We start from the raw sequence: 11,414 nt of genomic DNA on the forward strand, positions 1-11,414 counted from the left end.
CGGTAATACATGACCGCTTCGCGCGAGCTCACGGTCCTAATGCCGTGCCTCAACGAAGCGGAAACGGTCGCTCGTTGCATCGATAAAGCGTGGCAATTTATCAGGCGCAGCCGAGTCGATGGCGAAGTCGTTGTCGCAGACAGCGGCAGCACGGACGGCTCTCAATCGATATCGAAAGCGCATGGCGCCATATTGATCGATGCCCCAAACAAGGGCTATGGCAGTGCTCTCATTGCGGGGATCGGGGCGGCACGCGGCCGCTTCGTCATCATGGCCGACAGCGACGACAGCTACGATTTCAATAGCCTCGATCTCTTCCTGCAACGGCTGCGTGAAGGATACAAGCTCGTCGTGGGCAACCGCTTCAAGGGCGGAATAGAACCCGGCGCCATGCCCCCACTCCATCGCTATCTGGGCAATCCGGTGTTGACCGGCGTCGGCCGCGCGCTTTACGGAAGCCCGTGCGGCGATTTCCACTGCGGTCTCCGCGGCTTCGAACGCGACGCAATCCTCGCCCTCGGTCTTCGGGCGCCGGGCATGGAGTTTGCGAGCGAAATGATCGTCAAGGCAACGATAAGAGGCCTAACTATCGCCGAAGTGCCAACCAGGCTTTTTCCCGATGGGCGGTCGCGTCCGCCGCACCTCCGGCCTTGGCGCGACGGCTGGCGGCACTTGCGGTTCTTGCTCCTGTTCAGGTTGACGCGGTTTCGCAACGAACCATAATCCCGACGCTGAATGCAAACTGCCCCAGCCAAGGGGCCCCGTATCTCTTTTTATCGTTGCATCCGCGTCAGCACGTATATCGCTCGGATCGAATTTGCCGTAGCGTCATTGTACGCACGTTCGCGCCGCGCCGGTGTAAATGTCCTGTGCTAATCCGGCTCGGCTTCCTTTTCCCCGCTCGAACTCCACTTGGGTTCGGCGGGGTTTTTTTGCGCGCACGACGTTTAGGCCGGCTGCCAGGGTCGCCCGCGGCACGACGGCGCATCGGCTCGTAAGCCCTCAAAGAAATTGGCGCCGTTCTGAATGATGTCGTGCGATGCGCCGATGTCACTCGGGCAACCCAGCAGTACGCAATCCCTCTTCGTATCTCTCGACGTCTTCCCGGCGTCGATAGGGCCCGAGCGTATCCCTTAAATTCGAAACACGCAGCGCGGGGGCGAGTTGGCGCAATCGTGAAAGGGTCCTGCGGGCTTGATCCAACTGCCCTCCCAACGCGTTACTCGCAATGGCGATGCGCAATGCAACGATGTAATCGGGCCGGTCCCGCAGCGCCATCTCTGCCCACGACGACGCTTCGTCGTAGCGGCGGGCAAAGAAGTGGGCGTGTGCGGTCGTGGCCTGCATCCAACCGATGAGCGGATCGAGGGGGCTCAAGCGCATGGCATGCGCGAGATGCTCGATACCAGTGTCCGTATCGCCGAGCCAAATTTTCGCCCAACCGCTGTAATACCAAGCGGTGGCCAGGTTAGCATTGAACGTGAGGGCTCGATCGATGAAAGCAGCGCCCACGTCGAGTTCGTCAACGACGTAAGCAAGCGCATACCCGCCGCTCGCAAGGACAGCGCCATCGTCCCTTCCCAGCGCCACACCTCGCCGGGCGAGCCTCGCGGTTTCAGCGATTTCCCGTGCGCGGTCTGTCATCCAGCCGCTGGACTTGCGCCAGCAATAGCATAACGCGGCCATGCTGTGCGCCGATGCGAAGCCGGGGTCGAGCTCGATGGCCCTGTAGAGCAGCCCGAGCGCCTCGTTCGTGCCCTCCCAAGTCACCTGATAGTGGCTCGCCATCCCGCGCAGATAGTAATCATAGGCGTCGAGGCTCGCGGTGGGCTTGCGCTCGGCTCGCTCAATCTCGGCCTGCTCGAGCCTCGGCGCAATCGCACCCACGACATTCGCCGTCACCTTATCCTGCAGGTCGAAGATATCTTCGGGTGCACCTTCGAAGCGGTCCGCCCACAAGTGGGCGCCGGTCGAACCATCGATGAGCTGACCTGCAATGCGGACGCGGTTCGCCGATTTCCGCACACTTCCTTCGAGCACATAGCGCACACCGAGTTCGCGCGCTGCCTGCTTTACGCTCACGGCGCCGCCTTTATAGGTGAAGCTCGAGTTCCGGGCGATTACGAAAAGCCATCGGATGCGCGACAGCGCCGTGATGATGTCTTCTACGATACCATCGGCGAAATATTCCTGTTCGGGATCTCCGCTCATATTTTGAAACGGCAGCACGGCGATCGACGGCTTGTCGGGCAGACTAAGCGCGAGTCTGGCGGGTTCCGCTCCGCCAGTGCCGTTCGAGTCCTTCGACTGTCCCCAGTTGACTCGAAAGACCCTGAGCGGCCTCGCGATATTCTTGACCGTGAGCTTCCCCAAATCCTCGAAGCTGAACGGCACCTTGTCGCGAACCTCGTCGCGCACCATCCGGGACACGCAGATGCCGCCCGGTGGAGCGAGTGCTTCAAGCCGTACCGCGACGTTGACGCCATCTCCATGAATTTCGCCGCCCTCGACGATGATATCGCACAGGTTGATTCCGACCCGGTAGGCGATTTGCTGGTCCTCCGGCAGTTCGGCGTTGTGCATACTCATCGCCCGCTGCATTCCGACTGCGCAGCCAACGGCCTCGACCACACTCGGAAACTCGATCAATATGCTATCGCCGGCGGTTTGGACGATTCGTCCGGCATGCTCGTCGAGCTTCGGTTCAATCAGGTCGCACCGAATGGCCTTGAGGCGCGCAAGCGTTCCGGCCTCGTCCACGCCCATCAGCCGGCTGTAACCGACGACGTCAGCGGCTAATACGGCTGTTAGTTTGCGTTCGACGCGTTCGGCCGGCACAGGCAATCCTCCTCGATCCTAGAACTGAAACCTCATACGGGCCTAAAGGTCGGCGTATTGACGAACGATCAATCGACAGCGCGCACCTGCAAGGAACTCGCCTTGTCCAATCAACCGATCGGAGACGGTTACAGGATAATGTCGATGCGCGGCAACACTGTTTTCTTTTTCGATCCAGCCTGCGCGCCATCGAAGCAACACGATACGTCGACGCGCGTCGGCGAACAGAACTTTGTCCAACGCGTCGCGGTCATAAAGAGTGCCCCGTCATCGACAAGCCACGTATCGAGCGATTTACGCTCGATCGCGGTTTGCGATTTGGCTGGCCCAACGAACCGTCCACGGCCCACCTGACGATGACGTCCTCCGCATGCTTTCGAGGTTTCGAAAGTTTATTTATTCGCGCAAGATACCGATGTGTATCCGGGCAAATACTTATTAGACTCGTGGAACCGTGACGAAGAATTCCGTTCGATCGATGGGGATAGCGGTGTACCCATTGCACTTAGGAGAATATCAGTTCGGTTTTGCCGCTGACTCGAGCGTGATCACCATCCGAACCAGATCGGAGAGTGAACGCGCCTGCATTTTTTCCATGACGCGCGCGCGATGAATCTCGACAGTTCGAAAACTTATGTCAAGGCGCTGCGCAATGGCTTTGTTGGGTTCGCCATCGACCACGAGTCGCATGATTTCATGCTGGCGCGGCGTGAGCGAATTGATCCGGTTCGCAATCTCCTCCAGAGCCGCGCTGCGGCGGCGGACCGCTTCATCCTGCTCGAACGCTCTTTCGACGCTCTCGAGCAAATGATCTTCCCGCAAGGGTTTCTCGAGAAACTCGAAAGCGCCGGCGCGCAGTGCGTCGATCGCGATCGGAATTGAGCCGTGGCCCGTTATGAAAATCGTCGGGATCCGCCACCCGCGGCTGTTGAGCTGCTGTTGCATCTGCAGACCGGTCATGCGCGGCATCCGCACATCGAGAACAACGCACCCGCGACGTGCCGGATCGTACTGCGAAAGGAAGTCGACGGCCGATGCAAATGTATCAACGGTGTAACCCGCCGTCCTGAGTAAGAAACTCAATGCCTTTCGCACGCCTTCATCGTCATCGACCACGAATACCGTTTTATCAGGCATCGCGACCTCGGTTCATGCCGCTCGATCGCAGCGTGAATATGAACCGCGCACCCCCGCCTGGGCTCTGGGAAAAGCTCAGTTCACCACCGTGCGCTTCGATGATGGTTCGGCTAATCGTTAGTCCAAGCCCCATGCTGTCTGGCTTGGAGGAGATGAAGGGATCGAAGAGATGGGACGCAATGTCCTCCGGCACCCCGGGTCCACTATCCGTCACCTCGATTTGGACCATCGTTGCATCGCTCATGCGCGCCGCAATATCGATCAAGCGCACTTTGCTCTTGACCGAGGCAATCGCTTCGATGGCGTTCTGAACGAGGTTGACGATCACCTGCTCGATCTGGGTCGGATCGCCAAGAACGATCGGAAGATCGGGAGCGAGGCTCACGCGTATGTCCACCTCATTTTGCTTCGTCTCGGGCTGCATGAGGTTGATAGCGCCCTTGATCAATTCGCCGATCTCGATCCCCGTGCGTTTCGTCGATCCGTTCTGCACGAAATCACGGAGCTGGGCGATGATCGCGCCGGCCCGCTCGGCTTGCTGGACCACGTGCTCGACTCCCTCGCGGGCGAGACGGACATCCGGCGTGGATTTGTTCAATAGGCGACCGCAGCCGCGTGCATAAGCCGCAATCGCCGTAAGGGGCTGATTGAGTTCGTGGGCGAGTGCCGACGCCATTTCGCCCGCCATTGAAAGACGAGAAACGCGCGCCAGCCGCGTTTGGTGTTGACGCATCAGGGCCTCGTTTGTCTTGCGCAGTGTAATGTCGCGAATAACCACGGTGTAATGCCGGTTGGCATCGATACTGAGCACGCCCGCGGTCAGCTCGATCGGAAAATTGCTGCCGTCATCGCGCCACGCAGTCAACTCCATTCCCGGTGCATCGGTCGTGGCTGCAGCGAGCATGCCCTCTATGCGAGACAACAGTTCCGCCGCAGGGATGAAATCGGCAATGTTTCGACCGACTATGCGTTGATGATCCAGTCTGAGCTGACGCTCGATGGCGGCATTGATGGACTCGATATGTCCCTGCGCATCGATGGTCATCACGCCGTCAGGGGCGGTCTTGAGGATCGTTGCAAGCTGGCTTTCGCTCACATGGAGCGCCTGCACCGTTCGCCGGCGCTCTCTCACCATTGCGCCAAGGATCAGGCCGGTGATCGCAAGTGTGAGCATGAGAATTTGGAAGGAGCGAACGGTTTGCGTGGACTGGTCTTGCAGCTCCAGTGCGACGAGCAAACCCCCTTGTATGCCAAGTGCTGCCCAAGCCGCGCCCACCAGGCCATGTTGCATCGCGATCCATATGAGCGGCAAAAACAGAAGATAAAACAGTCTAAAGGGCTCGTGTTCGGCGCCAGGACCGAACAGGAAAATGAGCATGGCGACAATGCTGAACCCTTGCACCACGATTTCCGCCAAGTGGCGCTTCCAAGTATTGCCGTGCGGCGCTTCCTTGTGTCCGAGGCGCGCAATGCCCAGGAGGAGCAACGGGGTCAGCGTGACAATGCCGATGGCGTCGCCTATCCAAAACTGTAGCACCCCTTCCCAGTAACTGGCGTGTGGAATGATTCCCACCAATACGTAAGTCGTCACGAAGCCGAACGACACGAATGCCGACGCAACAAGGACGGCGGCGATCAAGCAGGCCATGTCATAAGAACGATTGAGCCGGATGTCGAAGCCCAACCAGATCCGCAGGATTGCGGCACAGCCCGTATAGCCGACCGTGGTCGCGAGCGCCGTACCCAGTGCTGCCGCCAGCGGTATATTTGCGGCAGGGACGAACACGCTCGCCAAAAAATCGGCTACGAAGACCACGGGCGCAAAACCCAATCCGATCAGGAGCAGCGCCAACGTGAGGCCCGCAGGTGGATTCCAGGGCGTGACCTCAACACCATAAAGAGGATGGATGAAACTCAGCCAGTCGAGCGCGATATAAAAAACTATAAAGAGGGGAATCCATACGACCGGGAGCAACTGAAACTTGCTCGTCGCACCAAAGATCGCGTTGGCCGCGGCGCCCTTACTCATAACCTCGTTCTCGTCGATTGATAGCTGCCGCCACCGCTTCACGCGACTCTATTGCAAGGGGAAGAACGCTCACAATACGTATGAATCCTGACATCCTGTCAATCCCGGTGGCAGGGATTAACGGGAAAGCATTCCCATCGACGGCGACCGATTTTCTCCGCAGCCCATCGCCAAAAGGCCGCGTCACCGGATGGGGATAAGAACAATGGCTCCCTGGTTGCTTGCGGTGATGACCGTGGCTGCCATCAGCGAAGATATTCCCGCCATCTTCCTTGTCGAGCTGGGGAACAGGCTGACCCGATATCCAGATCGCCTCATTCCAGTCGATTGTCGTAAACCAATTGAACCGCTCGCCGCCTCTGCCTGCGGCGGCTGTCCACGCGTCAGGGCGCGGAACGATGCCAAGCCAGAGCCGGAGCCATTGGCTGCGGCCGGTAATATACCATGGTATGCTATCCATAGTCGGGTATAACGGCGAGGGGCTTTGCTACACCTAACTGTCATCGATTTGCGCTAGGCTTCTTCTCCCGACAATCACTGCAGAGAAACCTTATCGCCATGACAAAACAGGACAGCGAATTAGACCTCGCTTTCAGTCGCCGCAAGTTGCTTGCCGCAGCCGGCATTGGTGCAGGGGCTGTGATGGCTGCTTCCCTCATCGGTGTTGGAGAAGCCGAGTCCGCATCCCCGGAACGCCGATCGTCCGATCCGGTGGCAACGCCACCGATTGCCGGATTGCATCTGCAGTTCGGCGCCGATGCATCGTCGGAGATTGTTGTCTCGTGGCACACGCTGCAACCCGTTCGGCGTCCTCGTGTATTGCTCGGGCGTCTGGACGGCAAACTCGAGCAACACGCCGAAGCCAAGGAGACGAGCTACACCGACGCCAAATCAGGCCAAGTCGTTTATGCCTATCATGCCAAGCTCCATCGATTGCAGGCCGACGCCCCTTACTTGTACGCGGCATTGCACGAGGGTGCGGTGCCGGAGTTCGGTACGTTCCGCACCTCGCCCAGGGGTCGTGCAGCCTTCACGTTCACCAGCTTCGGCGACCAGGGCACGCCGACGGTCGGCAAGAAGTATGTGCCACCCACGGGGGTGACAATTCCGAACCCACCATTTGTGAACGACAATCTTGGCTCACCGGCGGCGAGCGACACCACGCTCGGCGTCGAGCGACTGCAGCCGTTGTTCCATCTCTTCAACGGCGATCTCTGTTACGCCAATCTCGCAGACGACCGGGTTCGCACGTGGTGGGATTTCTGGGAGAATAACAGCCGCAGTGCCCGGAACCGTCCCTGGATGCCATCCGCAGGAAACCACGAGAACGAGCTGGGTAACGGACCAATCGGATATCAAGCGTATCAGACCTACTTCTCGCTGCCGCCGTCGACCGGTCAGACCGACGTAACGCGTGGGCTTTGGTATGCCTTCACCGCGGGCTCGATGCGAGTGATCAGCATCGCCAACGATGACGTTGTGTATCAGGACGGCGGCAACTCCTACGTCCGAGGCTATTCCTCCGGCGCTCAGAAGACGTGGTTGGAAAAGGAATTGGCTGCGGCGCGGCGCGATCACAATGTCGATTGGGTCGTAGTCTGCATGCACCAGGTCGCAATCTCCACAGCCGACATGTTCAACGGCGCGGATCTCGGGATCCGCCAGGAATGGGTTCCGTTGTTCGATAAATATGGCGTCGACCTCGTGGTGTGCGGGCATGAGCACCACTACGAACGTTCCCATCCGATCCGCGGCCAGGAGACGAACGCCACCCTGACTCCGATTCCGACGGATAAAGCCACTGACATAATCGACACCACGAAGGGAACAGTACACATGGTGATCGGCGGCGGCGGTACATCCGTTCCGTCGAACCAGCTGTTCTTCAATCCGCCGGCATGTCGCGTCATCACCGCAGTCGGCGAACCCGACGCGGCGACCGGTAAGCGCGCGCCAATCTATGTGAAGGAGGAAGCACCCTGGTCCGCGACGCGCAACGCCGCGCATTCCTACGGTTTCGCGGCATTCGCCCTCGATCCGGGATCGCATCGCGGAGATTTCACCACGATCAAGGTCACGTATTACGACGTGGTCGGGACGGACGGTCGCCTAACCCCGTTCGAGACGTTCACCCTGCGCCGACCCCGCCGGGACTAGTGCGGCGAATCGGGCGTTCGCTAGCTTAGCCCCATTTTCCCCCACGGTTGGCGGGGTTTTTCTTTGGCGGCGGTCGTCTTACAATGTGGGCCGGCTTTGGCAGGTTAGACGTGAAAGCATGCTTGAGCATTTGAAAGCCAACAACCGCGCCTGGGCAGCGCGCATGGTCGCCGGAGATCCTGGCTTCTTCCGCCGCCTTGTTGCGCAGCAGGCTCCCGAATATCTCTGGATCGGCTGTTCCGACAGCCGCGTTCCCGCCAACGAGATCGTCGATCTCGACCCGGGTGAACTCTTCGTACACCGCAATGTCGCCAATCTGGCGCCGCCGCAGGACGCAAATTACCTCTCGGTGCTCCAATTCGCGGTCGACGTGCTGAAGGTGAAACACATCCTTGTGGTGGGACATTACGGTTGCGGAGGTATCAGTGCTGCGGTCGACGGCCGACGGCGCGGGCTCGTCGATCACTGGCTTCATCCGATCCGCGAAGTGCGCGAAGAGCATCGTGATTCACTTGAGGCGATTGCCGATCCGCAGGCCCGCCTCGATCGCCTTTGCGAGCTCAACGTTATTCGGCAGGTCCGAAACGTCGCGTCCGACGTTTTCGTGCATGACGCCTGGCAGCGCGGTCAAGATCTCCGCATTCACGGCTGGGTCTATTCGTTGGCAAACGGATTGGTGAACGACCTGAACGTGACCGTGGGGCCACGCGACCGCGCACCCTAATGAAAGGCGCTACCGGACTGACGGCGAACCCATTGGACGAAGGCGGTTGCTATCGGCGTTCAGGACGCGCCCGACCCGTTCGGCTCACCTGCCCCGCCTCCTCCCTCCTGTGATGCAGGCAGGTTCGACGCGCGATGGAGGTGCCGGCCGTCTTTCACGCGGGCCTTCTCATTCGACTTCCTGGGCCGTCACCCAGTCGAAAGCACTCCGCTCGACGACGAGTTGGACATGCGCGCTGATGACGACGTGACCGCATTTCACGCGGATCAGCTCGCCTGCCTTCGGTGTCCGCCCGTCGATGATGGAGTTGGAACTGACCTCACTGCCATCCTGCCGTTTCACGGTGACTTTGTAGGGCATTGCAGCCGCCTCCCTATCCCGCCCGAGAGCTTAGCACGCCTCGACGACGGCCTGGGGGGCGAAGGTGGCGCGAGTGGGGACAGGCAACGCTTTACGGCAAAGGGGGCAAAACGCGGGTAGCGCTTATCTCAAAAGCCTCTTATGACGAGCGGCTGGCGCTTCGCGGCGAGGCCGGGTCCGACGCGTTGGATAGAGGGGCGAAGTCGGCGCTCGTGCGGGATCGCCTCGGGCGCGCATCGGCGTCGACGACGAGCCGTTTGGCTTACGCACCGTGATCGCGGTGGAATCGAAATAGACGGCTTTGGCGGTGTCGCCTCCTTTTACCTTATCGAGATTATGGAAATTATCGCTGACTCGAAAAGTTACTGTCGATCTGTCGGACCGCTTTAGGGTCGCCATGCGAGTCTGATAGTCGACCGCTTCAACTGCGGCGGTAACCGTTCGTGTGTTAAGAATGACGACTTGAGGTCTCGATCCTTCCTGGGTTCTTCCGTCATCCGAAGCGCGGTAAGGCTCAGCCCAAACAAGGCTATGAAAGCGGTAATTCTCCCGCTGAAACGGGGATTGATTGCACGTGTTTTCATATGGTCCCCCTTTTTCCCGTGAGGCGACCTTATACAGGGGCAACCAATGCAAGCATGGTGCTGCCCACTGGCAACCCATGCGTGCTGGAGGTGCATATACCTATTTGACCTTATCCAGAGAGAAAGTGTGATCTGGGCATTTGACCTCGTCGGTATGGTAGATAACCGTAGCCTTATCCCCAGAAAATTCGCCCGTTAGCCTCCCGTGATTTCCAGTGACCTTACCGTCGGGCGCCACGTGGCCTGCAATATTGCCCGGGGAACCGCCCGGGAGGATCCGCTCTCCGGTAATGGCGCCATCGGCTATGTTGAGCGTCATCTCTTCGGTCGGGCACCCGCCCGCTCTTTCTGAGTGACTTTTGCCCTTCCATTGGCCGTCAAACGATCCAGCCGCGAGGAGAGTGCCCGCTTGGAAAGAGGTCGCTATTATGACTGCGTAAATTGCGCGTCTCATCGTCCCCATCCCTGGTTGTGATTCGGCATATGACCAATAAGACCGGGGCACAGGAAGGTGATTCCTGAATACGCACTGCCTGCAAGTCGAGTATGCGCCGACTCCGGTCCATCAGCAAAAGAAAAGCCCCGCCGACTGTGGGTCGAATGGAGGGCGGGGCAAGGGTTTTTGTGCGGTTGCAGTCTATTGAGCACGACGGATGCGGTCACGCAGCCTGCCCATACAAATTACTACCTTGCTATCGTGTCTTCAGGCTAAGCAAGGAATGCCCCGCTGACCAAGAGGAAAGGCAGGGCTAGGTCATCGTCATCTCACCGCTTGAGGGGATGCTTGACAGACGACGGCAAGTCTCTCACGCGCGACCCGAATGCCAGCGAGTTTATTCAAAAAGTACAGCCCCGCCGAAGCGGGGCGGCAACTCCGACTTTTCACAAAATCCCGAGGTCGGGCTTTCACGTTGACGGTATATCCCGGCTGACCGATGTGCCGGATGCGGGCCTTGTGGTAGCGCGGCATCTGGCTCGCGTTGGCCGTCCATGTTAATAAAATCAACCATAATGTGCGGTCGAAAAAATTAACATGCGGACGCCGTGATCGAAACCGGCGCAATGCATAGGCGACTACAGTCTGATGGGCGTAAAAAGTGGCTACCTTCATGGGGTTAGCGGCATCCCGGACAGATCGACTAAGCTTCTCGAACCAACTCTATCCTGTGGCCCTTCTTCTCGAATGTCAGAGCAAGCGAGCGTCGGTGTTCGTCAAACCACAGGGCACCATTGACAAAGCTCTCGAACGAGTACCCCCTTCCCTGAATCGTCCTGCGGGCGATCCTGGTGGATTTCTGGCTCAGCGATCGCGCCGAGAGCGTGGCGAGCTCGCCGGTATAAGGATCGATGATGTGCGGATGATTCAATATTTCGTCATTCCAAAAGTTGGCGCTGATTGCATCGCCGGGAACGGTCCGTTGACCAGTTGGACCGGTCACCAGAAAGTTGCCGCTCTCGTCGCGTTTTGCCATGACATGCGACGTATCGCCATCGTCGTTGGTAATGTATTCGAAGGCGACTAACTTGCCATCCTTCCAGTCTTCCTCTCCGCATTGCTGGAACCGATAGAGCGTCACGAATGCCA

The 11,414-nt window shown here is 59.0% G+C and carries 7 protein-coding genes and 1 pseudogene; 3 read left to right on the plus strand and 5 right to left on the minus strand.

What is annotated here, in order from left to right:
* The first annotated feature begins 9 nt into the window (after nucleotides 1–9).
* A pseudogene (locus VEJ16_15220) lies at nucleotides 10–693 on the plus strand (glycosyltransferase family 2 protein).
* 357 nt (nucleotides 694–1,050) lie between these two features.
* Here the strand turns inward: VEJ16_15220 and VEJ16_15225 are convergent.
* From VEJ16_15225 to VEJ16_15235, 3 genes are all read right to left on the minus strand, one after another.
* The gene (locus VEJ16_15225; GenBank protein HYB11017.1) at nucleotides 1,051–2,838 is read right to left on the minus strand and encodes an adenylate/guanylate cyclase domain-containing protein; all 1,788 of its coding nucleotides are present in this window, start codon (nucleotides 2,836–2,838) and stop codon (nucleotides 1,051–1,053) included.
* Nucleotides 2,839–3,354: 516 nt separating this feature from the next.
* Nucleotides 3,355–3,975, minus strand: coding sequence for a response regulator (locus VEJ16_15230; GenBank protein ID HYB11018.1), 621 nt, complete (start codon nucleotides 3,973–3,975; stop codon nucleotides 3,355–3,357).
* A complete protein-coding gene (locus VEJ16_15235) occupies nucleotides 3,968–6,004 on the minus strand; it encodes an ATP-binding protein (protein ID HYB11019.1) in 2,037 nt (678 codons plus the stop codon). The genes VEJ16_15230 and VEJ16_15235 overlap by 8 nt, the downstream gene beginning before the upstream one ends.
* A gap of 558 nt (nucleotides 6,005–6,562) precedes the next feature.
* Here VEJ16_15235 and VEJ16_15240 point away from each other — a divergent pair.
* A complete protein-coding gene (locus tag VEJ16_15240; GenBank protein ID HYB11020.1) occupies nucleotides 6,563–8,161 on the plus strand; it encodes a metallophosphoesterase family protein in 1,599 nt (532 codons plus the stop codon).
* 118 nt (nucleotides 8,162–8,279) lie between these two features.
* Nucleotides 8,280–8,885, plus strand: a complete 606-nt coding sequence (locus VEJ16_15245) for a carbonic anhydrase (GenBank protein HYB11021.1) — start codon at nucleotides 8,280–8,282, stop codon at nucleotides 8,883–8,885.
* A 168-nt stretch (nucleotides 8,886–9,053) separates the two neighbouring features.
* Here VEJ16_15245 and VEJ16_15250 read toward each other — a convergent pair whose 3' ends face one another.
* Together VEJ16_15250 and VEJ16_15255 are read right to left on the minus strand one after the other, a co-directional pair.
* Nucleotides 9,054–9,245 (minus strand): hypothetical protein, encoded by a 192-nt coding sequence (locus VEJ16_15250; protein ID HYB11022.1) that lies wholly within the window; start codon nucleotides 9,243–9,245, stop codon nucleotides 9,054–9,056.
* Between the two features lie 1,723 nt (nucleotides 9,246–10,968).
* The coding region (locus VEJ16_15255) for a DUF6134 family protein (GenBank protein ID HYB11023.1) at nucleotides 10,969–11,414 on the minus strand (446 nt) is incomplete at its 5' end.

It is taken from the genome of Alphaproteobacteria bacterium (assembly GCA_035625915.1).
Lineage (GTDB): Bacteria > Pseudomonadota > Alphaproteobacteria > JACZXZ01 > JACZXZ01 > DATDHA01.